This window comes from Pandoraea sp. (assembly GCF_041919235.1).
Lineage (GTDB): Bacteria > Pseudomonadota > Gammaproteobacteria > Burkholderiales > Burkholderiaceae > Pandoraea.
The window spans coordinates 101,882-127,366 of the sequence record NZ_JAYRUC010000012.1; the positions used below are offsets into that span (position 1 = coordinate 101,882).

General features: G+C 64.6%; 23 protein-coding genes. 7 read left to right on the forward strand and 16 right to left on the reverse strand.

Features of this window, described 5'->3' with window-relative positions:
- The first annotated feature begins 116 nt into the window (after nucleotides 1-116).
- The 4 genes from ACE3UG_RS11785 to ACE3UG_RS11800 all read left to right on the forward strand — a co-directional run bounded on the left by ACE3UG_RS11785 (nucleotide 117) and on the right by ACE3UG_RS11800 (nucleotide 2,892).
- Entirely contained in the window at nucleotides 117-812 is a 696-nt protein-coding gene (locus ACE3UG_RS11785; protein WP_374623949.1) for a tetratricopeptide repeat protein, read from the forward strand.
- 79 nt (nucleotides 813-891) lie between these two features.
- The gene (locus ACE3UG_RS11790) at nucleotides 892-1,470 is read left to right on the forward strand and encodes a peptidylprolyl isomerase (protein ID WP_374624092.1); all 579 of its coding nucleotides are present in this window, start codon (nucleotides 892-894) and stop codon (nucleotides 1,468-1,470) included.
- A gap of 44 nt (nucleotides 1,471-1,514) precedes the next feature.
- Nucleotides 1,515-2,009: a peptidylprolyl isomerase gene (locus ACE3UG_RS11795; RefSeq protein WP_374623952.1), complete on the forward strand. Its 495-nt coding sequence runs from the start codon at nucleotides 1,515-1,517 to the stop codon at nucleotides 2,007-2,009.
- A 28-nt stretch (nucleotides 2,010-2,037) separates the two neighbouring features.
- A complete protein-coding gene (locus ACE3UG_RS11800) occupies nucleotides 2,038-2,892 on the forward strand; it encodes a UDP-2,3-diacylglucosamine diphosphatase (protein WP_374623955.1) in 855 nt (284 codons plus the stop codon).
- 134 nt (nucleotides 2,893-3,026) lie between these two features.
- On the opposite strand, the gene cysE is transcribed toward ACE3UG_RS11800, so the two are convergent.
- Nucleotides 3,027-3,806 (reverse strand): serine O-acetyltransferase, encoded by a 780-nt coding sequence (cysE, locus tag ACE3UG_RS11805; protein WP_374623959.1) that lies wholly within the window; start codon nucleotides 3,804-3,806, stop codon nucleotides 3,027-3,029.
- Nucleotides 3,807-3,916: 110 nt separating this feature from the next.
- On the reverse strand, nucleotides 3,917-4,747 hold the full coding sequence (locus tag ACE3UG_RS11810; protein ID WP_374623962.1) for an RNA methyltransferase: 831 nt from the start codon (nucleotides 4,745-4,747) through the stop codon (nucleotides 3,917-3,919).
- Nucleotides 4,748-5,115: 368 nt separating this feature from the next.
- Here ACE3UG_RS11810 and ACE3UG_RS11815 point away from each other — a divergent pair, with 368 nt between their 5' ends.
- Nucleotides 5,116-5,979: an inositol monophosphatase family protein gene (locus ACE3UG_RS11815; RefSeq protein ID WP_374623965.1), complete on the forward strand. Its 864-nt coding sequence runs from the start codon at nucleotides 5,116-5,118 to the stop codon at nucleotides 5,977-5,979.
- Between the two features lie 154 nt (nucleotides 5,980-6,133).
- Here the strand turns inward: ACE3UG_RS11815 and gltX are convergent, their stop codons facing one another.
- The gene (gltX, locus tag ACE3UG_RS11820) at nucleotides 6,134-7,525 is read right to left on the reverse strand and encodes a glutamate--tRNA ligase (RefSeq protein ID WP_374623968.1); all 1,392 of its coding nucleotides are present in this window, start codon (nucleotides 7,523-7,525) and stop codon (nucleotides 6,134-6,136) included.
- A 266-nt stretch (nucleotides 7,526-7,791) separates the two neighbouring features.
- Between gltX and ACE3UG_RS11825 the strand changes: the two genes are divergently transcribed.
- Entirely contained in the window at nucleotides 7,792-8,568 is a 777-nt protein-coding gene (locus tag ACE3UG_RS11825) for a helix-turn-helix domain-containing protein (RefSeq protein WP_374623971.1), read from the forward strand.
- A 398-nt stretch (nucleotides 8,569-8,966) separates the two neighbouring features.
- On the forward strand, nucleotides 8,967-10,577 hold the full coding sequence (locus ACE3UG_RS11830) for a phosphoethanolamine transferase (RefSeq protein ID WP_374623975.1): 1,611 nt from the start codon (nucleotides 8,967-8,969) through the stop codon (nucleotides 10,575-10,577).
- A 130-nt stretch (nucleotides 10,578-10,707) separates the two neighbouring features.
- On the opposite strand, the gene ACE3UG_RS11835 is transcribed toward ACE3UG_RS11830, so the two are convergent.
- The 13 genes from ACE3UG_RS11835 to truA all read right to left on the reverse strand — a co-directional run bounded on the left by ACE3UG_RS11835 (nucleotide 10,708) and on the right by truA (nucleotide 25,419).
- On the reverse strand, nucleotides 10,708-12,141 hold the full coding sequence (locus ACE3UG_RS11835; protein WP_374623977.1) for an NAD-dependent succinate-semialdehyde dehydrogenase: 1,434 nt from the start codon (nucleotides 12,139-12,141) through the stop codon (nucleotides 10,708-10,710).
- Nucleotides 12,142-12,358: 217 nt separating this feature from the next.
- Nucleotides 12,359-13,429, reverse strand: a complete 1,071-nt coding sequence (gene hisC / locus ACE3UG_RS11840; protein ID WP_374623980.1) for a histidinol-phosphate transaminase — start codon at nucleotides 13,427-13,429, stop codon at nucleotides 12,359-12,361.
- A gap of 14 nt (nucleotides 13,430-13,443) precedes the next feature.
- Nucleotides 13,444-14,631 carry an O-succinylhomoserine sulfhydrylase gene (locus ACE3UG_RS11845; protein ID WP_374623983.1) on the reverse strand — a complete coding sequence of 396 codons (1,188 nt, stop codon included), beginning with the start codon at nucleotides 14,629-14,631 and terminating at the stop codon, nucleotides 13,444-13,446.
- 241 nt (nucleotides 14,632-14,872) lie between these two features.
- Complete coding sequence (gene purF, locus ACE3UG_RS11850) at nucleotides 14,873-16,393, reverse strand: amidophosphoribosyltransferase (protein WP_374623986.1); 1,521 nt, start codon at nucleotides 16,391-16,393, stop codon at nucleotides 14,873-14,875.
- 55 nt (nucleotides 16,394-16,448) lie between these two features.
- Nucleotides 16,449-17,309, reverse strand: coding sequence for a CvpA family protein (locus tag ACE3UG_RS11855; protein ID WP_374623989.1), 861 nt, complete (start codon nucleotides 17,307-17,309; stop codon nucleotides 16,449-16,451).
- A gap of 13 nt (nucleotides 17,310-17,322) precedes the next feature.
- On the reverse strand, nucleotides 17,323-18,357 hold the full coding sequence (locus tag ACE3UG_RS11860; protein WP_374623992.1) for an SPOR domain-containing protein: 1,035 nt from the start codon (nucleotides 18,355-18,357) through the stop codon (nucleotides 17,323-17,325).
- A gap of 45 nt (nucleotides 18,358-18,402) precedes the next feature.
- The gene (folC, locus tag ACE3UG_RS11865; protein ID WP_374624095.1) at nucleotides 18,403-19,701 is read right to left on the reverse strand and encodes a bifunctional tetrahydrofolate synthase/dihydrofolate synthase; all 1,299 of its coding nucleotides are present in this window, start codon (nucleotides 19,699-19,701) and stop codon (nucleotides 18,403-18,405) included.
- A 189-nt stretch (nucleotides 19,702-19,890) separates the two neighbouring features.
- Nucleotides 19,891-20,766 carry an acetyl-CoA carboxylase, carboxyltransferase subunit beta gene (gene accD / locus ACE3UG_RS11870; protein ID WP_374623995.1) on the reverse strand — a complete coding sequence of 292 codons (876 nt, stop codon included), beginning with the start codon at nucleotides 20,764-20,766 and terminating at the stop codon, nucleotides 19,891-19,893.
- A 155-nt stretch (nucleotides 20,767-20,921) separates the two neighbouring features.
- The gene (trpA, locus tag ACE3UG_RS11875) at nucleotides 20,922-21,746 is read right to left on the reverse strand and encodes a tryptophan synthase subunit alpha (protein WP_374623998.1); all 825 of its coding nucleotides are present in this window, start codon (nucleotides 21,744-21,746) and stop codon (nucleotides 20,922-20,924) included.
- Nucleotides 21,700-22,629 carry a site-specific DNA-methyltransferase gene (locus ACE3UG_RS11880; protein WP_374624001.1) on the reverse strand — a complete coding sequence of 310 codons (930 nt, stop codon included), beginning with the start codon at nucleotides 22,627-22,629 and terminating at the stop codon, nucleotides 21,700-21,702. The genes trpA and ACE3UG_RS11880 overlap by 47 nt, the downstream gene beginning before the upstream one ends.
- A 76-nt stretch (nucleotides 22,630-22,705) precedes the next feature.
- Nucleotides 22,706-23,908, reverse strand: a complete 1,203-nt coding sequence (trpB, locus tag ACE3UG_RS11885; RefSeq protein ID WP_374624004.1) for a tryptophan synthase subunit beta — start codon at nucleotides 23,906-23,908, stop codon at nucleotides 22,706-22,708.
- A gap of 57 nt (nucleotides 23,909-23,965) precedes the next feature.
- Entirely contained in the window at nucleotides 23,966-24,652 is a 687-nt protein-coding gene (locus tag ACE3UG_RS11890; RefSeq protein ID WP_374624007.1) for a phosphoribosylanthranilate isomerase, read from the reverse strand.
- Nucleotides 24,619-25,419, reverse strand: coding sequence for a tRNA pseudouridine(38-40) synthase TruA (truA, locus tag ACE3UG_RS11895; protein ID WP_374624010.1), 801 nt, complete (start codon nucleotides 25,417-25,419; stop codon nucleotides 24,619-24,621). Before truA ends, ACE3UG_RS11890 begins: the two co-directional genes overlap by 34 nt.
- Nucleotides 25,420-25,485: the final 66 nt, after the last annotated feature.

The following is a 25,485-nucleotide window of genomic DNA, read 5'->3' on the forward strand; positions in this document are numbered from 1 at the left end:
AGAAATGGCGGGGGCCGAGCGCAGGTGTTTTGTTAGAATGCGGCCGAGTATAGCATCTCTTGTGCACCTCTCAGGTATCCCAAGCACCCACTATGACGCAACGAAGCCGGTCACTTTTGCCCTCTGCAACGCGCCTTCTCTCCCGCCTCCGTCCGGCCGCTGGCAGCGCCCGTGCGCTGACGCTTGCGGGCGCCGCCCTCGGCCTCGCGGGCACGCTGTTCGCGCTCCCTGCAAGTGCGCAGGTCATCACCGATCCGCCACCGCCCGCGCCGCTGCAAACGCCGCAGCAAGCGAGCGAGTCGGCCATCGACAAGCTGGTCGCCGCCGGCAAACTCAACGACGCGCTCGCCAAGAGCGACGAACATCTCAAGCAGTATCCGCGCGATGCGCAAGTGCGCTTCACGCGCGGCCGCGTGCTCATGGAGATGGGGCGCAACGCCGAAGCCATCGACGCTTTCACCGCGCTCACGCAGGACTTCCCTGAATTGCCCGAGCCGTTCAACAATCTCGCAGCGCTTTATGCGCAGGCTGGCGAGTACGACCGCGCGCGCGCCGCGCTCGAGAGCGCGATTCGCAACAACCCGAGTTTCGCCGTGGCCTACTCGAACCTTGGCGACGTCTACGCCAAGCTCGCGCAGCAGGCCTATCAGAAAGCACTGAAGATCGCGCCGACGGCCCGCGTGTCGAACCGCGAAAAAATCCTGTCCGATATGCTGGCCCCGCAGCGCGCCGCCCCCGTGAGCCAGACCCCGTCACCGGCCAAGGCCAGCGACGCCGCCGCGCTCAAGAGCGTCGGCAAGTCGGGAAATTAAGACATCGCTCGACACCCGCGTTTCCCATCGAATCGAACCTACACTGTCTACGGAGACACGCATGACCTTTCCGAATCGCCTGCGTCGCGCACTGCTCGGCAGCGTAATCGCTACGGCCGCCCTGGCGGGCACGAGCGTGTGTGCATTCGCACAAACCCTGCAGCCGCAAGTGCAGTTCAAGACGTCGGCCGGCAACTTCGTGGTCGAACTCAACCCGAAAGCGGCCCCGAAAACCGTCGAGAACTTCCTCCAGTACGTCAACAGCGGCTTCTACAACGGCACGATCTTCCACCGCGTGATCAACAATTTCATGATTCAGGGGGGCGGCTTCACGCCCGAGATGAACGAAAAGACCACGCGGGCGCCAATTCCCAGCGAATCGCAGAACGGCCTGAAGAACGTCACGGGTGCCATCGCCATGGCCCGGACGTCGAATCCGAACTCCGCGACCGCGCAATTCTTCATCAATGTGAAGGATAATGCGTCACTGGATTACCCCAACCCGGATGGCTACGGCTATACGGTATTCGGCAAAGTGGTATCCGGCATGGATACCGTCGAGAAGATCAAGGGTGTTGCCACGACCCGCAAGGGCGTGTATCAAGACGTGCCGGCCACGCCGGTCGTGATCGAATCGGCCAGCGTCGTCAAGCGCTGAAATCCTCCGGCCCAACGGGACCATTTCATCAGAAGGAAAGCATCATGGTTGAACTGCACACCAATCACGGCGTCATTCGCATCGAACTCGACGCAGCCAAGGCACCGAAGTCGGTCGAGAACTTCCTGAACTACGTCAAGAACGGCTTCTACGACAACACCGTGTTCCACCGCGTGATCAATGGCTTCATGATTCAGGGCGGCGGCTTCGAGCCCGGCATGAAGCAAAAGCCCACCGAGGCCCCGATCGAGAACGAGGCCAACAACGGCCTGAAGAACGACAAGTACACCCTGGCCATGGCGCGCACGAACGACCCGCATTCGGCCACGGCACAGTTCTTCATCAACGTGAGCGACAACGACTTCCTGAACCACAGCGCGCCCACGCCGCAAGGCTGGGGCTACGCCGTGTTCGGCAAGGTCATCGAAGGCCAGGAAATCGTCGACCAGATCAAGGGCGTGAAGACCGGCTCGAAGGGCTTCCACCAGGACGTGCCGGTTGACGACGTCATCATCGAGAAGGCCGTGATCGTCGCCTAAGCGCGTTCATAGCCGACTGCGACGATCGATGCCAGTATCGACTGCGCGGTGCCCGCAATGCCCCGTGACACCCCGGGGCGACGGGCCCGCGCTTTTCATTTCCGACCTTCACCTCTCGCCGGCGCTGCCGCGCACGGTGCAAGTCTTCGAGGACTTCCTGCGCGGCCCCGCGCGTGAAGCGTCCATCCTTTTCATTCTCGGCGATCTGTTCGAATACTGGATCGGCGACGACATGCTCGATATCGAACCGAGCACACGCGCACGCGACGAATCGACATCGCCCGGCACCGAACCCTTGGGCGCGTTTGCGCGTCGCATGACGGCGGCAATGGCGGAACTGTCCGCGAGTGGGGTACCGATCGCCGTGATGCGCGGCAATCGCGACTTCCTGCTCGGCGAGCGTTTCGCGCGCGAGGCCGGCGCGCGCATGCTCGACGACCCATGCGTCTTCTCGTTTCTCGGCCAGGCGCTGGTGCTCAGCCACGGCGACCGGTTGTGCACCGACGACGTGGCCTATCAGCGCTTTCGCCGCGTTGCACATTCGTCGCTGGGCAAGGCGCTTTTCCTGAGACTGCCGTTGCGCTGGCGCATGGCCATCGCGAATCGGATCCGGCAGGGGAGCGCCGCGAAGGGTGAACTCCGTATGGCCTACGCCGACGCCAACCCCAACGCCATCGCCGCCCTGCTCGACGCCGCCGGCGAGCGCACGCTCGTGCATGGACACACGCATCGTCCGGCACGGCATGCGCACGGACGGCGGGTACGCTGGGTGTTGCCCGACTGGGAATTCGATATCGCTTCGCCGCGCGGCGGCTATCTGCAATGGGACAGCCACGGCTTGCGCGCCGTCGATCTCGTGCAATCCGCGCCGGAGAACGCGTAAATCGTCGTCGCCGCCCGGTAAATCGGCCCGGCGGAATGAACGGTCCCGGTTGACGTCGGACACGATGCCAGCCGTCGGGAGGCCCGTCAGGACGACGGGCCGCACGCCTCCGGGTGAACTCGCGACTTCACACGTCACATGTCCTGAATTTCCCTGCCCAGCTTGCGCAGTTCGGCGGTATCGATCTTGCTCGCGCCGAGCGCTTCAAGATGCGCGCCAAGCTGATTGAGCGCCGCCACCATCACATCGATCTTGTGCGCCTGATCGGTCGCGTTCTCGATCAGGCCGTGAATCGCGAGCGAGACGGGGTCGTCGGCGTTCGGCGCAATGCCGTAGGCGGAAAATTCCGGCTTGCGCGCCGGCGCATCAGGTTTGGCCTGCGCGCCTTCGCGCGGCGTGTCGGCACGAATGACGCGCGCCGGATTGCCCACGGCCGTGGCGCCGGCGGGTACCGCTTTCACCACCACGGCGTTCGAGCCGATCTTCGCCCCCTCGCCCACCGTAAAGCCACCGAGCACCTTCGCACCGGCACCGACAATCACGCCCGGCGCCAACGTCGGGTGGCGCTTCGCGCCGCGTGCAAGCGATGTGCCGCCGAGTGTCACGCCCTGATAAATCGTGCAGTCGTCGCCAATCACCGCCGTCTCGCCGATCACCACGCCCATGCCATGATCGATGAAGACGCGGCGGCCAAGCGTCGCGCCCGGATGGATTTCGATGCCGGTGAGAAAGCGCGCATATTGCGACACGAAGCGGCCAAGCCATTTGAAGCCGGACGCCCAGCAGCCGTGGGCGACCCGATGCAGCATCACGGCATGCAGGCCGGGATAGCACGTAAAGACTTCCCAGTTGCTGCGCGCAGCGGGGTCCTTTTGCCGAATGGCGGCGATATCTTCACGAAGGCGGGTGAACATGCGTCTGAAGTCGATCCTGTAGGGCGCGTCCGGCCGTCCTGGACCGATCGTCGCGTAGTTGCCTGAGAGCGGGCCGGCCGCAGCCGGCGGGCGTTGCAGATGGTGTGGCGTCACCGCCGGATCTTGCGCGCCAGAATATGCTTCGCGATACCACGAAGAATGTTGACCTCCTCACGCTCCAGATGGCTCTTCGCGAAGAGCCTGCGCAGGCGTGTCATGAGCTTTTTCGGATTTTCGGGATCGAGATAATCGAGGTCGACAAGCGCGCGCTCCAGATGCACGAGCATGCCTTCGACGTCATCGCGTGTCGCGAGCGCCTCGCGAGCAGCGGCCTCGATCCCCGAGGCGATCCCCAAGGGCAACGCCGCTGCCGCCGCGCCATTGGGAACCTCGCCCCGCTCGCGCGTCAGGCACGCCAGACGCACTTCATAGGCAATCAACTGCACCGCCTGCGAGAGATTGAGCGAACTGTACACGGGGTTGGCCGGAATGTGCACCAGCGCATTGCAACGCTCCACATCGCCGTTGGACAAACCGGTGCGCTCGCTCCCGAAAACGAACGCCACCGCCTCGCCCTGCCCTGCATGTTGCACGGCGATCGCTGCGCTTTCGCGTGGCTCCGCATTCGGCGGCCCATACTCGCGCGATCGGGCCGAGAGCGCAACGGCCCAGCTCACGCCCTGCAATGCCGCGTCGAGATCGGGCACAACGCGTGCACTCGCGAGCACATCGTCGGCGCCGCTCGCCAGCGCCACGGCCTCCGGATCACGCAGCACGTCGGCGCCCGCACGCGGTGCGGCCAGCACCAACCGGCCAAAGCCCATCGTCTTGATCGCGCGCGCGGCCGAGCCCACGTTCCCGGGGTGGCTCGTCTCGTTGAGCACGAAACGCACTTGATCGAACAACGGCAACGCAGGGAGGGCAGCAGCAGACTGGGACATGTGACGGCGAAGATGAGAGACGAAGCGAAATGAACGGAAATGGCGCCGCACGAAACTCAGGCCCGACGACGGCCCAACGGCAAACGTCGCTATTTTGCCCTGAATCGCCGACGCTGCGGGCTGTCATGCCAACGTGCGACGCCACATCCCCCGGCCGAAAAAGGGTCGGAAGATAAAGACATCGAGGCGCAAAGGCCGCGTTTTTGCTAAAATACGCGTTTTCGCCTCCGCAAACGAGCCGCCACCCTGTGTGCGGCGCTTGCCGGGCGTCGCTCTTGCTCAATTTGTTCGCTTTGTCTGCCATGCCTGCCAGCCGGCCCGGAGAGGGTCGTGCATCGCGTCGGCGATGGCCTTAACAGGAATCTGTCATGCAGCATCCCATGCTCAATATCGCGGTGAAGGCCGCGCGCCGCGCCGGCAACATCATCAGCCGCGCCTCTCTCGACATCGACACCGTCAAGGTCACCAAGAAGCAGCACAACGACTTCGTGACGGAAGTAGACAAAGCGGCTGAGCAAGCGATCATCGACACCCTGCTTCAAGCCTATCCGGACCACGCCATCCTCGCCGAAGAATCGGGCGAAGCGCACGGCAAGTCGGGTTCGGACTACCAGTGGATCATCGATCCGCTCGACGGCACCACCAACTTCATTCACGGCCTGCCCTACTATTGCACGTCGGTGGCGCTCGCCCACAAGGGCATCGTGTCGCAAGCCGTGATCTACGATCCGACCCGCAACGAGCTCTTCACCGCGTCGCGTGGCCGTGGCGCCTTCCTCGACGGCAAGCGCATCCGCGTGTCGCGCCGCGATCGCCTGGCCGACGGCCTGATCGGCACCGGCTTCCCGTTCCGCGATCTGCAAGGCGTTGAGAACTACCTCAAGATGTTCGGCACGATGACCGAGCATTGTGCCGGCATCCGCCGTCCGGGGGCTGCGGCGCTCGATCTGGCCAACGTCGCGGCCGGCCGCATGGACGGCTTCTTCGAGCAGGGTTTGAATGCCTGGGATATGGCGGCTGGCAGCCTGCTGATTACCGAGGCCGGCGGCTTGGTCGGCAACTACACCGGCGAGTCGGACTTTCTGTTCGAAGGCGAAGTTCTCGCGGGCAACCCGAAGATCTACGCACAAATGGTCAAGCTGCTCGAAGGCTATTCGCGCGCCAAGCGCCCGGCGTCACCGGCCAGGGCCAGCGCCAGCGCCGTCGCCACGCAAGGCAACGCGCAGTCGTAAGCGCAGTCGTAAGCGCACGCAGGGACGTTGCGTCCCTCGTCATCAACCCCGGCGACGCCTGCGCTTCCCCGGGGTTTTTTGTTTCCAGCACCGTCCCGGACAGTCTCGGAAAACCTCGGCCCTTACTTGCTCACGTACTCGCGTGCCCGGGTGCTCACGCACCCAGACGCGTCAGCACGGCATCGCGGCCGAGCAATTCGAGCACGGCGTCGATGGACGGCGTATGCGTTGTGCCCACCACCAGCAGACGCACCGGCATCGCCAGTTGCGGCATCTTCATGCCATGCTGGGCGAGCGTCGCCTTGAACGCGGGCGAGATTGCCTCCTTTGTCCACGCCGGCAACGCCGCGAGCGCCGTGGCGAGGTCCTTCACCGCCGCACGCGCGGCGTCCGTCATGTGCTGAGCCAGATCGGCTTGCGGCGGCGACGGCTTGCGGTAGAACATTTCGGCGCTTGCCGCGATGTCCTTGATCGTGTTCGCCCGGTCCTTGAACAGCGCGACCACGCCGGCGAGCGCGGCCCCGCCTTCGATCGACACCCCCGCCTTCTGCAGGAACGGTTCCGTCAGACCGGCCAGACGTTCGTTGTCCGCCTGCTTCAGATACTGGTTATTCAACCACAGCAGCTTTTCGGGGTTGTGCTGAGCCGGTGACTTGCCGAGGTGATCGAGATCGAACCACGCGACGAATTGCTCGCGCGTGAACACTTCGGCGTCGCCATGCGCCCAGCCCAGACGCGCGAGGTAGTTCACCACTGCCTCGGGCAGAAAACCCTCTTCGCGGTACTGGACCACACTCATGGCGCCGTTGCGCTTGGACATCTTCTCGCCCTGGTCGTTGAGCACCGTGGGCAGATGGGCGTAGATCGGCGGTTGCTTGCCGAGCGCTGCGAAGATGTTGATCTGACGCGGCGTGTTGTTCACATGGTCGTCGCCACGAATCACGTGCGTGATGTCCATGTCGATGTCGTCGACGACCACGCAGAAGTTGTACGTCGGCGTGCCGTCCGGGCGCGCAATCACGAGATCGTCGAGCTCTTCGTTCGAGATCTCGATGCGGCCCTTGACGGCATCGTCCCACACCACGCTGCCGGCAAGCGGATTCTTGAAGCGCAGCACAGGTTGCACGCCCGCCGGCGGCGCGGGCAGCACCTTGCCCGGCTCCGGGCGCCAGCGCCCGTCGTAACGTGGCTTTTCGCCGCGCGCGCGCTGCTGCTCGCGCAACTCGTCGAGCGCTTCCACGCTCATGTAGCACGGATAGACATGACCGTCGCGCTTCAGTTGCTCGAGCACTTCACGGTAGCGATCCATGCGCTGCATTTGATAGAACGGACCTTCGTCGTAATCGAGGCCGAGCCATTCCATGCCTTCGAGAATGACCTGCACGGCTTCCGGGGTCGAACGCTCGAGATCGGTATCCTCGATGCGCAGCACGAACGCGCCGTGATTGTGACGCGCGAACGCCCACGGATAGAGAGCGGAACGGATATTGCCCAGGTGGATGAATCCGGTCGGGCTAGGCGCAAAGCGGGTGCGGACAGTGGTCATGTTTTGGCTTCGGTGCATCGCGTCGGCAACAAACAAAAACGCCCGCAGCGGAGGGTCTCGCGCAGGCGGGTCGCCAACATTCGGAAGCCGCCATTATATCAGCCGAGCGCGTGCATTCGCGGCGCAGTCCGAAGCCGGGATCGGAATTTCCCATCGCTCACCTCCCCGCCGCCCTCCGCGCACACCGTTCGCCGCGTTCACCCCACGTGCCTCAGAATGGTGCTAACGTCTGATTCCCGAGCATTCGCCGTTTCTCTTCGTCCCCCATGTCCGCCCCGATTCTCGAACTGCGCGAGTACCGTCCGACCGACAGCACCGACACGCACGACTTTCATCAGGTCGTGATCGGACTCTCGGGACGCATGTCGATTTCGCTCGAAGGCGACGCGACGCGTTACGGCCGCGTGGGCGCGCGCAATGGGGTCGTGATCCCGGCGGGTGTGCGGCACGACTATCGCGGCGACGGCCCCAACCAGCAGGTCGTACTCGATGTGCCGTCGCACCTTGCCGCGACGACGGGCACGGCGCGCACGTTCGCGCACGAGGCCTTTTTCGCGCTCGATGCGACGCTGCAAGCGCTGGCCCGACGTGTGGGCGCGCGTGTGGATGCCGGACACCCCCTGCGGGCAGACGATCCTGTCATGCGCGAGTGGCTCGCGACCCTCACGGCCCGGCTCGCACCGACCCGGCCTGCACTGCGCACCGTCCGATTGAATCTGGCGCACGTCGACGTGCGGTTGCAGGCAGATCTCGCAACACCGCCGGATACGGCCACGCTGGCGCGTGAAGCCGGCATGAGTGTGCGGCATTTTCACGACTGCTTTATAGCCATGACCGGCGAGACGCCGCACCAGTATCTGATGCGCCTTCGCCTAGCGCGCGCCGCCGCGTTGCTGAGCACGAACGACGCGACGCTCGCGGACATCGCACTCGAGGTCGGCTTCAATGACCAAAGCGCGCTGACGCACGCGTTCCGCCGACACTACGGCAAGCCTCCCGCCGCGTGGCGGCGCGAGCGCACCCTCGGCAGCGCCACGCACTGAAGCACTGAAGCACTGACGCAGTGTCCCTTTGCCCGATTTCGCGCGCGCCCACCGATGCGAACAAACCCCTCGCCGGCGACACGCGCGTGCGCTGATCCCTGGCTCGGAAGATCGCCGCCCCCAGATGAACCCAGATGAAACGTCCGATAATTTCAAATACCGAATATCGTTCGTCTTAAAAATGCCGTACCCACGACACCAATCTCCCAAATTCTGGTCCAATTGCATCGCTGGCCGGCACCATGGGCTAAGCGGTCTTCAATGCGAGATCTGCCCGGTACCGGCTCAGCGGCTCAGCGGCTCAGCGGCTCAGCGGCTCAGCGGCTCAGCGGCCCAGCGGCCCACCCATCATCGACAGGCACGCATCGACGTGCGCGAAGCATCAGGGGACGACCATCTTGAAATCACTGCTCTACCGCTTGTCTCTCGGACTCGGCGGACTAGCCCTGTTCTGGGCGTTCGGCATGATCAGTGCCAACGAATTCGGCAAGAGCGCGGCGCTCATGACGACCGCGCTGCCCGGCCTTGTCGGGCTGTGCCTGTTGCTGCGCGCGCGGCCCGTCTGGCTCAGCGCAACCACGCTCGGCATCATCGCCGTCTTCTTTCTCGACGCTGCAACCAAAGGGTTTCTGCGCGATTACTTCGGCCTGCGCCCGAATCATCTGCTGGTGTTCCAGGCGGTGTTCAACACCAACCCTTCCGAGGCAAGTGAATTCTTCCGCCACAACTGGCGCGACGTCGCTCAGGCGAGCACTTTCTTTGCAGTGCTGATGATCGCGGTTGCCGTGCTGGAGCGCCGCCTGTCGCGCACCGAAGCCGCGCACGCGCTGCCACCGATGCGCCGCAGCAGCAAGATCGCCGTGCTCACCCTGCTCACAGGCTTTCTCGCGCTGCATCTGAATCCGACGATGGCCAAGGAAAACCCACTGCTCTACTGGCCGATCCGCTATCTCGACTACCAGGGACAGCTCGCGCACATCGACAAGCTCCAACGCGAACTCGAGCGCAACATGGCGCAGCGCAGCGAGTGGCGTGTGCAGTATCGCGGGCCCGCGCGCAAGACCGTCGTATGGGTGATCGGCGAGAGCCTGAACCGCACCAACATGTCGCTCTACGGCTACGCACGCAACACCACGCCGATGCTCAACGCACTGCGCAAGGATCTCATCGTTTTCCGCGACGTGGTGTCCTCCGAGCCCGCGACGATGGCCTCGCTCATCAAGATGCTCACCCCCGCGAGCCTCGCCGACCCCGACGCCTGGACGCGCCAACCCGATCTCCTCATGCTCGCCAAGGAAGCCGGATATCGCACGTACTGGATTTCGAATCAGGTACCCAACGACGGCTGGCTGGGGCTCGTCGCGAATCGCGCCGATGAGCGGGTCTTCATCAACAAGGGATTCGGGCGCGGCGAGAACAATGTCGACGGCAATCTCTTGCCGGACGTCGAAGCCGCACTCGCGAGCGACGCCCCCCGCAAGCTCATCGTTGTCCATCTGCTGGGGGCGCATCCGACCTACGATATGCGCTACCCGGAGGCATTCGCGCGCTTCGATGACGCCGACGACGCAGTCATGGCCGGGCTCGCGCAGCAAGGGCGCTCGCTGTGGGTACGCCAGTTGCGCAACGAGTACGACAATGCCATCGCGTACAACGATTACGTCGTTGCAAATGTGATCCGCAAGACGATGTCGGCCACCGCGCAATCCGACGCCAGCCTGCTGTTCACTTCCGACCACGCGCAGGAAGTCGGCCACACGCGCAATCACACGGGGCAGTCCGTCGCCGATGCTTCGGGCTATGAGATACCGATGCTCGTCTGGACGCGAAACGCGATCGATCCGCACACGCGCACGGCGCTGGAATCGCGGCCCTATCAGACCGACTGGCTCGAACACACGATGCTTGGCCTGCTCGACATCGACACGACGTACTACAACGCGTCGCACGACGTGCTGAGCACCGCGTTTGCACCGGCGCCGCGCAGCATCAACGGTCGCGCCTACTGATTCGAGCGCCACGCCCGCGGCGCCCGCCGGCCGGGCAACAAAAAAGCCGATGCGATTGCTCGCATCGGCTGCCTGCCCGGGTCGGAAAGCCCCGGAAAGCCCGGAAAGCGCCTGAAAGCGCCTGAAAGCGTCAGACGTCCAGACGCGTCACGAACTTCGGCTGCAGATAGGCTTCGAGGGCTTCCGGGCCACCCTCCGAACCGTAGCCACTGTCCTTCACGCCACCGAACGGCACTTCTGGCAGCGCCAGACCCGAATGGTTGATCGTCAGCATGCCGCTCTCGACGCGTGCGGCCAAACGATGCGCCGTGCCTTGCGACGTCGTGTACGCGTAGGCCGCCAGGCCATACGGCAGACGGTTCGCCTCGGCGATGGCTTCCTCTTCGGTATCGAACGGATTGACGATCGCCACCGGGCCGAACGGCTCTTCGTGCATGATCTTGGCGCTCATCGGTACGTTGCACAGCACCGTCGGCGCGTAGAAGTAGCCTCCCTCGGCGGCGCGCTTACCGCCGGTCCTGAGCTGAGCGCCATTGGCCACGGCGTCCGCGACAAGGGCGCTGATCGCCTCGAAGCGTTTGCCGTTGACCAACGGCCCCATCGTCGTTTCCGGATCCAGCCCGTTGCCCACGCGCACCGCTTCGGCGGCCTTCACGAAGGCGTCGACGAACTGATCGTACACACCGCGCTGCACGAGAAAACGCGTCGGTGCGATGCACACCTGACCGGCATTGCGGAACTTGCCGGCGGCAAGGTTTCGCACGGCCGCCGCAATGTCGGCGTCGTTGAATATCAGTACCGGCGCATGCCCGCCGAGTTCCATGGTCACACGCTTCATGTGCAGACCGGCCATCGCAGCCAGTTGCTTGCCTACCGGCGTGGAGCCCGTGAACGACACCTTGCGGATCGTCGGATGCGGAATCAGATACGACGAAATCTCGGCAGGCACGCCATACACGAGATTGACGACGCCATCGGGCAGCCCGGCGTCGGCGAAGGCGCGAATCAGACCTGCCGGCGATGCCGGCGTCTCTTCCGGCGCCTTGACGATCACCGAGCAACCGGCCGCCAGCGCCGCCGACACCTTGCGCACCACTTGATTGACCGGGAAATTCCACGGCGTGAACGCCGCGACCGGACCGACCGGCGTCGGGATCACCATCTGGTAGACGTTCGGCACGCGGGCCGGCACCAGGCGGCCATCGGCGCGCTTGCCCTCTTCCGCGAAGAACTCGATGATGTCGGCCGCCGAGAGCAGTTCGCCCTTGGCCTCGCCGATAGGCTTGCCCTGTTCCATCGTCATCTGACGCGCGATATCGCCGACGCGCTCGCGCAGCAGGCCGGCAGCCTTGCGCATGAGCTTGGCGCGCTCGAACGGGGCAATTTCGCGCCACTTGGCAAAGCCGGCTTCGGCGGCGGCCAGGGCGGCGTCCAGATCCGGCTGGGTAGCGCGCGCCACCGTGCCGATGGTCTCGCCCGTGGCCGGATTTTCAATCGGCAGCGTGAGGCCTTCTGCGCCTCCCTTCCACTGCCCATTGATGAAAAGCTCTACGTTGTGCGACATGCTGAAGTCTCCGGTTGGCAACACGCCCGACAGCATAACGCAGGCAGCAGATTCCTGTTGCCGCCCCACCAGCGCCCTCTCGTCACGTGAAATCAAAAGGGCCGGTCGCCTGGAGAACGTTTCACGCCCTCCATGCGCTCGGCCCCATTGCGAGCGGTCATCCGGCCCCGGCGGCCCCGACGGCCGCGCCCGCGCGACGCAACGCCGCAAAGACGCGTCAACCCGACAGAATTTCCTTCAATGCGTCCGTGAAGGCGGCGCACTCGGCCTCGGTGCCCACGGTGATGCGCAGGAACTGCGCCACGCGCGCGTGCTTGAAGTGACGCACGACGATCGCGCGTTCGCGCAGCGCGGCAGCCAATTGCGCCGCGTCGTGCCGCGCATGGCGAGCGAACACGAAATTCGCTGTCGATGGCAACACCTCGAAGCCAAGCGCCGTCAGACGCGACGCCAGCGCTTCACGGCTCGCGATCACCGCCTGACGTGTCGCGTCGAAATACGCCTCGTCCTCGATGGCCGCCACGCCCGCCGCCTGCGCCAGCCGGTCGAGCGGATACGAGTTGAAGCTGTTCTTCACGCGCTCGAGCGCTTCGATCAGATCCGGATGCCCCATGGCAAAGCCCAGACGCAGCCCGGCCAGCGAGCGCGATTTGGACAGCGTCTGCACCACGAGCAGATTCGGGTACGTCGCGATCAGTCCTGCGGCGCTCTGACCGCCAAAGTCGATATAGGCCTCGTCGAGCACGACCACCGAATCCGGGTTCCCCGCCAGCAGACGCTCGATCTCGCCGGACGCCAGCACACGCCCCGTCGGCGCGTTGGGATTCGGGAAGATGATGCCGCCGTTCGGCTTAAGGTAGTCGTCGACGCGAATCTCGAAGGTGTCCGTGAGCGGCACGTTCTCGAACGCCACGCCGTACAGCCCGCAATACACCGGGTAAAAGCTGTAGGTGATGTCCGGAAACAGAATCGGCTTGTCGTGCTTCAGCAGTCCTTGAAACACGTTTGCCAGCACTTCGTCCGACCCATTGCCCACATGGACATGGGCCACGTCGAGGCCGAAGCGCTTGGCGATGGTCTGTTTGAAGCGGCGCGCGTCGGGATCGGGGTACAACTTGAGCGCATCGGCATCGCTGCCGAGCGCCTCCCGAATCGCGGCAAGCACGCGCGGTGACGGACCGTACGGGTTCTCGTTGGTGTTGAGCTTGATGAGACGCTGCATCTGCGGCTGCTCACCGGGCACATAGGGCGTTAGCTCGGCCACGCCCGCACTCCAGAATCGACTCATGACGACCGCCCCGCTCAACTCGCGAAACCGCGTGCCAGATCGGCCCGGATATCGGCCGGCGACTCCAGGCCGACCGCCAGACGGATCAGTCCTTCGGTGATGCCCGCCGCAGCGCGCGCTTGCGGCGTGATACGGCCGTGGGTGGTGCTCGCCGGATGCGTGATCGTCGTACGCGTATCGCCGAGGTTGCCGGTGATCGAGCACACCCGCGTGTTGTCGATCACCCGCCAGGCGTTCTCACGCTGCTCGGCAGGCGTTGCGCCCTTGAGCTCGAACGCGACGATCGCGCCGCCGGCTTTTTGCTGGCGCTGCGCAAGCTCGTACTGCGGATGCGACGGCAGGCCCGGATAGTACACACGACCGACCTGCGGCTGCTGCTCAAGCCACTGCGCGATGGTCAGTGCATTGGCCGACTGCTTCTCGACGCGCAACGACAGCGTCTCCATGCCCTTGAGCAACACCCAGGCGTTGAAAGCCGAGAGGGTCGGACCCGCGCTGCGCACGAACGGGAAGACCTTGCCCATGATGAAGTCCTTCGTGCCGACAATCGCCCCGCCCAGCACGCGGCCTTGACCGTCGAGGTACTTCGTTGCCGAGTGCACGACAACGTCTGCGCCGTATTCGATGGGCCGCTGCAAGGCAGGCGTGCAGAAACAGTTATCGACGACGAACAGCGCGCCCGCTTCCTTCGCGATCTTGCCGATCGCCGTGATATCGGCGATGTCGGTTAGCGGGTTGGACGGTGTCTCGAGGAAGAACATCTTCGTGTTCGGACGGATCGCGGCACGCCAGGCGTCGAGATCGGTCGGGTCGACGAAGGTCGTCTCGACACCGAAGCGATTGAAGATCGTGGAGAAGACGTTGAGCGTGGAGCCGAAAATGCTCTGCGAGCTGACGAGGTGATCGCCGCCCGAGAGCGCCGCCATCACGACCGACACGATGGCGCTCATGCCCGAGGCGGTCGCCATGCAGGCTTCCCCGCCTTCGAGTGCGGCCAAACGGTCCTGGAACATCGACACGGTGGGGTTGGTGAAGCGCGAGTAGGTGAAGCCCTCCTCCGAATGCGCGAAGCGTTCGGCGGCCTCGGCAGCGCTCTTGAACACAAAGCTCGAGGTCAGGTACAGCGCCTCGGAATGCTCACCAAACTCGGAGCGCTGCGTGCCCGCGCGCACCGCCAGGGTATCGAAGTCGAAGGAGTCCATCGTGTGTCTCGTCATTGGGTTGGCCCGGCCGCCGGCCAATAAAAGAAAAAGCCCGTTTCGCTGGTCAGCAAAACGGGCTCGAAATCCATCTGTCTAGGCCCCGCTTTAGCTGTTTCGGGGAGACTCCCCCACGTCCGCAAGCTGAAATCAAATCGACGTGAAATCGAGTGTAGCATGTTGCCGGCGGGGCGCGAAGATCCCCGCCGCCGATCTTGATCGTTTCGTAGCGACCGCGAACGGCTCAGAGGCCAAGCTGAGCCCCGCGCGGCTCGTTGTCGTCGCCTTCGCCAGCGTCCGCCACGGGTGCCTTCGGCGCCTTGCGCTGCTGCTCCAGACGGTTCAGATACTCCGGCGTGACGTCGCCCGTGATGTACTTGCCGTCGAAGCACGAGGCATCGAAATCGGCGAGCGCCGGATTGATGTCGCGCACGGCGGCCTTCATGTCCTCGACGTCCTGATAGATCAGTTCGTCCGCGCCGATGATGCGCGCCACTTCCTCGTCGCTGCGATCATGCGCGACCAGCTCGCTGCGCGTGGGCATGTCGATACCGTACACGTTCGGGAACTTCACCGGCGGCGCGGCCGACGCGAAGATCACCTTGCGCGCACCCGCGTCACGCGCCATCTGCACGATTTCCTGACTGGTCGTGCCGCGCACGATCGAGTCGTCGACGATCAGCACGTTCTTGTCCTTGAATTCGACGCGCATGGCGTTGAGCTTCTGACGCACCGACTTCTTGCGCATCGCCTGACCGGGCATGATGAAGGTACGCCCGACGTAGCGGTTCTTGAAAAAGCCTTCCCGGTAATTCAGACCCAGGCGCTTCGCGACCTGCATCGCCGCCGGACGGCTGGAGTCCGGAATCGGCATGACGACATCGATGTCCTGGTAGTCGATCTCGCGACGGATCTTCTCCGCGAGGTAATCGCCCATGCGCAGGCGCGCGTCGTAGACCGGCACGCCGTCGAGCACGGAATCCGGACGGGCCAGATACACGAGTTCGAAAATGCACGGATGCATCGACGTCGCCCCGGCGCATTGCTGCGAGGTCAGTTCGCCGTCGTTGCTAATGAAGATCGCCTCGCCCGGCTTGACATCGCGCTCGAACGCGAAGCCCATGCCCTCGAGCGCCACCGACTCCGACGCGACCATCCATTCCGTGCCGCCCGGGCCGTCGAAGCGGCCGATGCACAGCGGACGGATGCCGTGCGGATCGCGAAACGCTACCAGACCGAAGCCGGAGATGATGGAGACGATGGCGTACGAGCCGCGCAGACGGCCGTGTACCTTGCCCACCGCTTCGAACAGCGACGCGACGCTCAGGCCGTCGCGCGAGCTTTGCTGCAGTTCGTGCGCGAGCACGTTGAGCAGCACTTCCGAATCGGAGGTGGTGTTGATGTGACGACGGTCGACGCGGAACATCTCGTCCTTGAGCTGTTCCCAGTTCGTCAGGTTGCCGTTATGGGCGAGCACGATGCCGTAGGGTGCGTTCACGTAGAACGGCTGGGCTTGTGCGGCGCTCGACGTGCCCGCCGTCGGGTAGCGCACCTGACCGATGCCGACGGTGCCCGGCAAGTCGCGCATGTTACGCGTGCGGAACACGTCGCGCACCATGCCGTTGCCCTTGTGCATGTAGAAGGAGTGGCCGTCCGTCGTTGCGATACCGGCGGCATCCTGGCCGCGGTGCTGCAACAGCAGCAGACTATCGTAGATGAACTGGTTGACCGGGGACTTGGAGACTACACCGACGATGCCACACATGGCATGAATCCTTCAAAGAACTTCGAAATCTGCATCAAACGGACCGTATTATCCGTCATTCGGAAACCTTGTGCAGGCCGGTCGACGGCGCGGCCGATCCGCCGCTGCGCATGCCCCACCCCTGCGGCGCACCGCCGGCGCCTTGTCCACTCAAGCCATCGGCCGTCAGACCCTTGCCGGCCCCGTCGCCACGCGTGGCACCGCCGCCCATCGGGTCAGCCACCCCCGACACCCCGCCACCGCGCTGAGCACCCGAATGACTCGGCACACCCGGCACTTCCGGGGCTACCGGGGCTACCGGCGCTTCCGAGCGCCCCTGCCCGCCCGATTCCTGCCGCGCCCGATAAGGTTCCAATTGTGGCAACGAGAGGGGCGATTCGAGCGGATTGACGCTCGGCACCGCCGCCTGCGGATTGTGCAGATAGTGCTGTACCGGCTCGGGCAGGTACGGCATGAGCCGCGCGAGCCCCGCCTCGACCCACGGACGCATCAGCGACTGCTGCCACACGGGTTGCTGCGGCAATGCGGTTAACTTGGCGGCGACCATGAGCAACATCAAGAGCAACGTGCCGCGAACGATGCCGAACAACATGCCCAGTCCGCGATCGGCCGGGCGCAAACCGATCAGATCGGTCATGCGTCCCACCAGCGCGCTGACAATTCCCGCACCGAACACCACGGCCACCAGCACCAAAAGGAAACCGAGCGCGCCCTGCGTCATCTCGCCGCCGGGCAAATTGGCGGGCAGCCAATGCGCGAGCGTCGGGCCAAAGGCACGCGCCACGAAGAACGCAACGACCCAGCCCACCAGATTGAACAGTTCGCGCACCAATCCCCGCAGCATGCCCAGCAGCATCGAGCCGAGCAGGATCGCGATGGCCACGTAATCCACTACGGTCAGCAGACCGCTATGCATCGAATCGCCCAACTCAGCCCGCCTCGGCGACCTGCGCCGTCAGTCCGGCATCGCGAATCTTCTTGCCTGCCGCTTCAGCACTGGCGCGATCGGGGAAAGGCCCGGCGCGCAGCAGATACAGGTCGCGGCCATTGACCTTGCTCTTCACCATGTAGCTCGACACGTTCACCAGCTTGAGTTTGACGAGCCACGCCTGTGCGCGATCCTGCGTGGAGAATGCGCCAATGCGCACCAGATACTTGCCGCCGGACGCCGCCGGCTTCTGTGCGCTCGCGTGAGTGTCCGCCGGCTTGGCGGGCTTGGCCGTCGTGTTGTTCTGCGCGAACTGCGCGATCGGATCGGCGACGTTGTTGTTCGGCTGCGGCTTGGCTTGCGCCCTGGCCGTGTCGTGCGACTCGGGCTTTGCGGCTGGCTTCGCGTCGGCGTGCGGATCAGGCTTCTTGATCTCGGGTTTGACGTCCGGCTTCGCTTGCGCCACGGCAGGCACCGGACTCGGTGCGGGCGCCATGGCAGCTTCTGGCGGTACGGCCGTCGGCGCAGGGGCCGGCGTAGTCGACGTAGCCGCCGTTGCCGGGTTTGCCGGCTTGGCCGCGCCGGCCAGCGTGTTGCTGCCGAGCGCTTCCTCGCCCTTATCGAGCGACGCGTCGGGCGGCGGCGTGGCGGGTGCCGCCGGCTTCACGCGGACAGGCGGCGAGTTGGCGTCTTTTCCGGGAATTTGAATAGCGATGTCGTCGGCCGATGGCTTCGGTTCAGGGGCGAGCACCATCGGCAAGATGATGACGGCCGCCAGCACCAGCGCCAACGCGCCAACCAGACGGCGGCGCGCGCGTTGCTTCTCGGGCAATAGCGGGTCGAGTTGCTCGTGCTCGCTGTACTCGCCCCCTCCCGCCGTACGGGTGCCGGTGCGGCCGCCCTTGCGGCTACCGCGCTTTGGGGGAACGGCTTCGGCGTCTTTCTTGCGGAAGGAAAACAATCCCATAGGCCCTTGGCTCAGGTCGTAACTCGCGTCGTTGGACCGATCTTCGCGCATCCGGTGCGTCATGCGCATGACATTTCTCGTAAGCAAATGTCACGGCAACCGCCCCTTCATACGTCAATGGCGTTGCAATTTGCGGTGCGACATGACGCCCGCCACCGTAAAGAACGATCCAAAAACCACAATTCTATCATTCTCCCCGCACTGCTCGAGCGCGGCCGCGTAGGCTTTCTCAGGAGATTCGAAGGTTTCGACCGAATGATCGGCGTCTGGCACGAACCCGACCGAGCGCAACGCCGCTTCGAGCTGCGGCGCGCTCGCGGCACGCGGGCTCGGCAGCGCGCACAGGCGCCAGTGATCGACCTTGTCGGCGAGATGCCGCAACACGCCCTCGATGTCCTTGTCGGCCATTGCCCCGAACACGGCGTAGGTGTACGGAAAATAGCCCATGCCGTCGAGATTGTGGCCAAGTGCCGCGGCGGCGTGCGGGTTGTGCGCGACGTCGAGCACCACGGCCGGGCGCCCCGGCAGCACCTGGAATCGCCCCGGTAACTCGACCGTTGCGAGGCCCAGACGAATGTCTTGCGCCGACACCGGGAGCTTGTCGCGCATCGATTCGAGCGCGGCAAGCGCCGCCGTCGCGTTGAGCAACTGGTTCGCCCCACGCAGGGCTGGATAGGCAAGCGCCGGGCGGCGCATGTGACGTCCGGCGTAGCTCCACTGCTGCTTGTCGCCCTGATAGTTGAAATCGCGGCCGAACAGCCACAGATCGGCGCCAATGCGCTGCGCCTCGGCGAGCAATGTGGCTGGCGGCATGGGATCGCCGCAAATCGCAGGCTTCCCGGCGCGGAAAATACCTGCTTTCTCGATGGCAATCGCCTCGCGCGTATCGCCCAGATACTGAGCGTGGTCGATGTCGATGCTCGTGACGACGGCGCAGTCGGCATCGACGATGTTGACCGCGTCGAGACGGCCGCCGAGGCCGACTTCCAGTATCACGGCATCGAGCCCGGCCGTGGCGAACAGGTGCATGATCGCGAGCGTGGTGAACTCGAAATAAGTGAGCGAGACCGGCTCATCGAAGCCCGTGCGCGCCTTTTCAACCGCTTCGAAGTGCGGCAGCAGCGCGGCATCGTCGACGACTTCGCCGTTCAGGCGCGCGCGTTCGTTGAACGAGATCAGATGCGGCGACGTATGGCAGCCCACGCGGTAGCCCGCCGAGAGCAGAATGGCTTCGATGATCGCGCAGGTCGATCCCTTGCCATTGGTGCCGCCGACCGTAAAGACGGGGCACGGGAATTGCAGTCCGAGCGCCTCTTTCACGCGCCCAATGCGCGCGAGTCCCATGTCGATGCCCACGGGATGAGCGGTTTCGAGATGGGCGAGCCAGGCGTCGAGAGTGGAGTAGGTCGGCATGAATGTGCGGGCGGAAAACAAAAACGCGGACGTCATCTAACGTCCGCGCTTCTTATCGTGCTGAGTGATGCGTTCACGTGCCGCGTGTGCGGCGTGGCGAGGCGTTGCGACATTCTACGCCGTTGCATCGCCCTTGGGGACCCGCAACGGCGCGAGCCGCATCATCGCACCGCAGTCAACATGCAGGCGTCAGGCGACGGCGTCAGCCGGCTGGCATTGCATCAGGGCGATCAGACGTGCGATCTCTTCGCGCATCTTGCGACGGTCGACGATCATGTCGATCGCGCCCTTCTGCAGCAGGAACTCCGAACGCTGGAAGCCTTCCGGGAGTTTTTCGCGCACGGTTTGCTCGATCACGCGCGGTCCTGCGAAACCGATCAGCGCCTTGGGTTCGGCCATCACCACATCGCCGAGGAAGGCGAAGCTGGCCGACACGCCGCCCATCGTCGGATCGGTCAGCACGGAGATGAACGGCAGCTTGGCGTTGGCCAGTTTGGTCAACATGGCCGTGGTCTTGGCCATCTGCATGAGCGAGAGCAGGCTCTCCTGCATACGCGCACCGCCCGAAGCGGTGACGCAGACGAACGGCACGCCCTGCTCCAGCGCGTTCTGTGCGCCGCGCACGAAGCGCTCGCCGACCACCGACCCCATCGAGCCGCCCATGAACGAGAACTCGAAACAGGCGACCACGACCGGCAGCGTGTGGATCGCGCCGCCCATGACCACCATCGCGTCGGTCTCGCCGGTGTCGTCCATCGCTTCCTTGATGCGGTCCGGATACTTGCGGCTGTCCTTGAACTTCAGCGCGTCGACCGGCACGATCTCCTGGCCGAGTTCGTAGCGGCCTTCCGGATCGAGCAACGCGTCGAGACGCGCCCGTGCGCCGATCCGCATGTGGTGATCGCACTTCGGGCAAACGTGCAGATTCGCTTCCACGTCGTTGCGATAAAGCACCGCTTCACACGAAGGGCACTTGATCCACAGCCCTTCCGGGATGCTCTTGTTGCGCTGTGTCGGATCGGTTTGCTTGATCTTCGGGGGCAGCAGCTTGTCGAGCCAGCTCATAGTTTCTCCTTGGCAAACGCCCGCGCCAGACGGGGCGGGCGTTTCGGGCGACCGTGCAACACGGTCGTTTCAATTCAGCAGTTCACCCGGCGGTGCGGCGAACTTAGGCGGCGAGCTTAGGCGGCGAACCGATGCCGCGAATTTACGCCGCGAATCTACGCCAATTCGGCACCCTCGTCGAGCGCCTGGCGAATTCCGCCGATGAATTCAGCCAGCGATTTTACCGCGTTCTGGCCGTCCAGATCACGCGGCGTGTTTTCCAGCCGCTGGACAATGGCGCTACCGATGACCACGGCATCCGCCACGCGCGCGATCGCACGTGCCGTCGCGGCGTCGCGAATCCCGAAACCCACGCCCACCGGCAGGGCCGCTGCGGCCTTGATCTCGGGAATTTTCGCGGCAACGCTGTCCAGATCCAGACTCGCCGCGCCCGTCACGCCCTTGAGCGAGACGTAATACAGATAACCGCTCGCCTGACGCGCCACCGCGGCGATCCGCGCTTCGGTCGACGTCGGCGCGAGCAGGAAGATGGGATCGATACCCTGCGCGCGCATGGCTCCCGCATAGGTCTCGGCTTCCTCGGGCGGATAGTCGACCACCAGCACGCCGTCCACACCGGCCTTCGCAGCCCGCTCGGCGAAGACATCGAGTCCCATCGCCTCGATCGGATTGGCATAGCCCATGAGCACGATCGGGGTGCGCGCGTTGGTCTGGCGGAACACCGCCACGTAGCCGAGCACCTCGGCGAGGCTCACGCCCCGGGCCAGCGCCCGCTCGGAGGCGCGTTGAATGACGGGGCCGTCCGCCATCGGGTCGGAGAACGGCACGCCGAGTTCGATGACGTCGGCGCCATTGTCGGCGAGCGCATGCATCAGCTTGACCGTCCAGCCCGGCTCGGGATCGCCGGCGGTGATGAACGGAATAAGGCCCTTCTTACCCTGCGCTTGCAAGGCTTGGAACGTCGCTTGAATGCGGGACATGATCGGAAATTCTCTGAAGTCGAAGATGGGCGAGCGCGTGGTAATGCGCGTTCAGCTCGAAGCCGACGAAACGCCGGCCGTGCAGTGCGCAAGCCACAGCCGTCGTGCCGCTGCCCATGAACGGGTCGAGCACGAGACCGCCGGGCGGGCAACTGGCCAGCACCATGCGCTCAATGATATGCAGCGGTTTCTGCGTCGGATGATCGACGCGTTCGGGGTCTTGCCGGTGCAATCGCGAGATCGACCACAGATCCTTGGGGTTGTAGCCCAGCTCCAGCCACTTGCTGCCTTCGAAGATACGGCGCGAGCGCGCCTTCTTCGTCGCAGCGTCGTACGGCACGCGCACGGCATCGAGGTCGAAGTAGTAATCCTTCGAGACCGCAAAAACACCGATGTTGTCGTGTACCGACGAGAACCGGCGGGTGCTGCCCCCCATGCTGGGCACGCGGCGATCCCAGATGATCTCGTTGATCATCAGCATGCGCCGCTTCAGAAACACGAACAGCTCGGGCGCGTACTGCCATGTGCAGAACAGATACAGCGAGCCGCGCGGCGCAAGTTTCGGTATCGCCGCTTCGAGCCAGCCGTACGTCCAGCCAAGGAAGTCCTCGCCGGAGCGCTTGTCGGAATCGTTGCCGTAATCCTTGCCAAGTCCGTATGGCGGATCGGCAAGGATCAGATCGACGCTCCCGTCGTCGAGTTCGTGCACCTGCTCGAGGAAGTCGGCGTGACGCAATGTGATGTCGCCCGGCGCCCAGCGCGCGCGCAACTCGCCGGCCGCTTCCATGGCCTCGAGACGCGCGGCGGCGGCTTCGGTGGCGTCCACGGGACGCGCGGCCCCGAGAACGTCATTTTGTGCCTTGCGATCAGTCAGATCGGTCATGCTGATTCGGGTGTCCTTGTCGGCGCTGGGGATCGGGGATCGGGGATCGGGGATCGGTGGTGTCTCGCAACGCTGCTTATGCCCGATCAGGCGCGGGCCTGGCCAGTGCCATCACGGTGTGCATGTCTTTGTCGCCGCGCCCCGAGAGATTGACCAGCACGATCTGGTCGCTCGGTAGCGTCGGCGCCAACTTGCACGCATAAGCGAGCGCGTGGCTCGACTCCAGGGCCGGGATGATGCCCTCGATCCGGCAGCAGTCATGAAATGCCCGGAGGGCTTCGGTGTCGGTGATACCCACGTACTCGGCGCGCTTGATGTCATGCAGCCATGCGTGTTCGGGACCCACGCCCGGGTAGTCCAGACCCGCCGAGATCGAATGCGTCTCGGTGATCTGGCCGTTCCGGTCTTGCAGCAAATAAGTGCGGTTGCCGTGCAGTACGCCGGGCGTGCCGCCGATGATCGACGCCGCGTGACGGCCGGTCTCGATGCCGTCGCCCGCCGCTTCCACGCCCACGAGCTTGACGTTCGGCTCGTCGATGTACGGATAGAAGATACCCATGGCGTTCGAGCCGCCGCCCACGCAGGCGAGCACGTAATCCGGCTGACGCCCTGCCAGCTCCGGCATCTGCACCTTGCACTCCTCGCCGATCACGCACTGGAAATCACGCACGAGCATCGGATACGGGTGCGGGCCGGCCACGGTGCCGATGATGTAGAACGTGCTCTCGACGTTCGTCACCCAGTCGCGCATGGCTTCGTTGAGGGCGTCCTTGAGCGTCTTCGAGCCCGACTCCACGGGCACGACGGTGGCGCCCAGCAGTTGCATGCGGTAGACGTTGGCCGCCTGGCGCTTGACGTCTTCCGCGCCCATGTAGACCACGCACTCCATGCCGAAGCGCGCGGCAATGGTCGCCGTGGCCACGCCGTGCTGACCGGCGCCGGTCTCCGCGATCACGCGGCGCTTGCCCATGCGGCGCGCGAGCAACGCCTGCCCGATCACGTTGTTCACCTTGTGCGCGCCGGTGTGGTTCAGATCTTCGCGCTTGAGGTACACCTGCGCGCCACCCAGTTCCTGGCTCCAGCGCTTGGCGTGGTAGATCGGCGACGGACGGCCGACATAGTGCTTCAGTTCGTAATGGAATTCTTCGAGGAAAGCCGGATCGTGCTGATACCTGGCATACGCCTCGCGCAGTTCGTCGAGCGCGTGAATCAGCGTCTCGGCCACAAAGACACCGCCGTAAGGGCCGAAATGGCCTCGGGCGTCAGGAAAATCGTACATGGTCGTCACTCTTCGCAAAACCGGTGTGCGGCCCAAGCGGCCGCCCCGGCGGGTTGCTCATTCGGCATCGGCGGCACGCACCGCGTGCACAAACGCCGTCATGCGGGCGTGATCCTTCACGCCCCGCGACGCCTCCACACCGCTCGACACGTCGACGGCGTAAGGCGTCACCCGGCCGATGGCCTCAGCAACGTTGTGTGCGTTCAAGCCACCACTCAAAACGGCCCGACGCGCGATGTCTTTTGGAATAAGTGACCAATCGAAAACCTTTCCTCCACCGCCATAGCCCTCGACCAGGGCATCGAGCAAGATGCCTTGCGCGGCGGTGTATGCATTGGCGAATTGTAGCAAATCGCCGCTGTCTTTCGTCTCCGGGCCGATACGCATGGCGCGCATGTAGGGACGGTTGCCGGCCGCCGCCGCCAGCAGCGCGCACTGCTCGGGGGTTTCGTCGCCGTGGAACTGCAGTGCGGTGAGCGGCACGGCCTCGAGCGTGCGGGCGATCTCGTCGGCCGTGGCGTTGACGAACAGGCCGACCAGACTCACGTACGGCGGCACTTGGCGAGCCAGCGCGGCAGCGCGCACCCGATCCACGTAACGTGGGCTCGGCGGGTAAAAAACAAGGCCAATGGCGTCGACGCCAAGCGCCACGGCGTGATCGATGTCGGCTGCCTGAGACAGCCCGCAAATCTTGATTCGGGTACGGGATTTCATGAGCTTGCCCACGGCATCGGGAACGGCCATGCGGCCCAGTTGGGCTCGGGCACGGCGAAACGTTCAGGATACCCCACGCGAGCCAGATACAAGCCGTCCGGCATGAACGTCGGGGCGGCCTGACGACGATCGAGACTCGCCAGCACATGCGTCATCCAGCTCACGGGTTGACGTCCCCGGCCGACGGCCACCAGGCATCCCATGATGTTGCGCACCATGTGATGCAGGAACGCGTTCGCCCGAAAGCGGAAAATGAAGAAATGCCCGTGCTGCTCGATGTCGATGCCATACAGATGTTTCACGGGCGTCCTGGCCTGACACTCGGACGAGCGGAACGCCGAGAAGTCGTGCTCGCCCACCAGCACTCGACTCGCATCGCGCATCGCGTGGAGATCAAGCGGCGTGTGCAGCCAGCCGCATCGGCCGTCGAGCAATGGCGAGCGCACCGGATGCACGTAAAGCACATAGAAATACGTGCGCTCAAAGGCGGCGAAGCGCGCATGAAAGTCGTCAGGCATCGCCTGCGCCCACTGCACGGCCACCGTCTTGGGCAGAAAGGCATTGACGCCGCGCACCCACGAGAACATGGCGCGGTCCAGCGCGGTGTCGAAATGCACCACCTGCCCGACACCGTGCACGCCGGTGTCGGTGCGACCTGCGACCGTGGTGGGCAGCGCGATGCCGCCGAATGCGCGCAGAGCGGCCTCGAGCGCCTGCTGCACGGTATTGCCGTGCGGCTGCGATTGCCAGCCGGAGAACGCCGTGCCGTCGTAATGGATGCCCAGTGCGATTCGCATATGAAAAAGAAAAATGGGCGCCCAACCTGCGAGCGCCCCAAACTACGGTCAATCTGTGGTGTGATC

Bases quoted from the DNA above. Each gene is read 5' to 3' on its own strand.
- ACE3UG_RS11795 (WP_374623952.1), top strand. From the start codon at position 1,515: ATGGTTGAACTGCACACCAATCACGGCGTCATTCGCATCGAACTCGAC.
- ACE3UG_RS11800 (WP_374623955.1), top strand. From the start codon at position 2,038: ATGCCAGTATCGACTGCGCGGTGCCCGCAATGCCCCGTGACACCCCGG.
- cysE (WP_374623959.1), bottom strand. From the start codon at position 3,806: ATGTTCACCCGCCTTCGTGAAGATATCGCCGCCATTCGGCAAAAGGAC.
- ACE3UG_RS11810 (WP_374623962.1), bottom strand. From the start codon at position 4,747: ATGTCCCAGTCTGCTGCTGCCCTCCCTGCGTTGCCGTTGTTCGATCAA.
- ACE3UG_RS11815 (WP_374623965.1), top strand. From the start codon at position 5,116: ATGCAGCATCCCATGCTCAATATCGCGGTGAAGGCCGCGCGCCGCGCC.
- gltX (WP_374623968.1), bottom strand. From the start codon at position 7,525: ATGACCACTGTCCGCACCCGCTTTGCGCCTAGCCCGACCGGATTCATC.
- ACE3UG_RS11825 (WP_374623971.1), top strand. From the start codon at position 7,792: ATGTCCGCCCCGATTCTCGAACTGCGCGAGTACCGTCCGACCGACAGC.
- ACE3UG_RS11835 (WP_374623977.1), bottom strand. From the start codon at position 12,141: ATGTCGCACAACGTAGAGCTTTTCATCAATGGGCAGTGGAAGGGAGGC.
- hisC (WP_374623980.1), bottom strand. From the start codon at position 13,429: ATGAGTCGATTCTGGAGTGCGGGCGTGGCCGAGCTAACGCCCTATGTG.
- ACE3UG_RS11845 (WP_374623983.1), bottom strand. From the start codon at position 14,631: ATGGACTCCTTCGACTTCGATACCCTGGCGGTGCGCGCGGGCACGCAG.
- purF (WP_374623986.1), bottom strand. From the start codon at position 16,393: ATGTGTGGCATCGTCGGTGTAGTCTCCAAGTCCCCGGTCAACCAGTTC.
- ACE3UG_RS11855 (WP_374623989.1), bottom strand. From the start codon at position 17,309: ATGCATAGCGGTCTGCTGACCGTAGTGGATTACGTGGCCATCGCGATC.
- ACE3UG_RS11860 (WP_374623992.1), bottom strand. From the start codon at position 18,357: ATGCGCATGACGCACCGGATGCGCGAAGATCGGTCCAACGACGCGAGT.
- folC (WP_374624095.1), bottom strand. From the start codon at position 19,701: ATGCCGACCTACTCCACTCTCGACGCCTGGCTCGCCCATCTCGAAACC.
- accD (WP_374623995.1), bottom strand. From the start codon at position 20,766: ATGAGCTGGCTCGACAAGCTGCTGCCCCCGAAGATCAAGCAAACCGAT.
- trpA (WP_374623998.1), bottom strand. From the start codon at position 21,746: ATGTCCCGCATTCAAGCGACGTTCCAAGCCTTGCAAGCGCAGGGTAAG.
- ACE3UG_RS11880 (WP_374624001.1), bottom strand. From the start codon at position 22,629: ATGACCGATCTGACTGATCGCAAGGCACAAAATGACGTTCTCGGGGCC.
- trpB (WP_374624004.1), bottom strand. From the start codon at position 23,908: ATGTACGATTTTCCTGACGCCCGAGGCCATTTCGGCCCTTACGGCGGT.
- ACE3UG_RS11890 (WP_374624007.1), bottom strand. From the start codon at position 24,652: ATGGCCGTTCCCGATGCCGTGGGCAAGCTCATGAAATCCCGTACCCGA.
- truA (WP_374624010.1), bottom strand. From the start codon at position 25,419: ATGCGAATCGCACTGGGCATCCATTACGACGGCACGGCGTTCTCCGGC.